This is a genomic window from Flavobacterium xizangense, from assembly GCF_054075145.1.
In genome coordinates, this window is the sequence record NZ_JBSIPG010000315.1 from 1 (window position 1) to 237 (window position 237).

General features: G+C 55.3%; 1 protein-coding gene. It reads left to right on the forward strand.

The annotated features are described in order from the left end of the window. On the forward strand, positions 1-237 hold a 237-nt coding region (locus tag ACWA1B_RS23580; protein ID WP_456911122.1), incomplete at both ends, for a hypothetical protein.

Genomic DNA, 237 nt, shown 5'->3' on the forward strand with positions numbered 1-237 from the left:
TCCTTTATCGGTATGGAGTCTGCGGGGATCCATGAGACCACCTACAACAGCATCATGAAGTGCGACATCGACATCAGGAAGGACCTGTATGCCAACAACGTCATGTCAGGGGGCACCACCATGTACCCTGGTATCGCTGACCGCATGCAGAAGGAGATCACAGCTCTGGCTCCCAGCACCATGAAGATCAAGATCATCGCCCCCCCTGAGCGCAAGTACTCAGTGTGGATCGGTGGC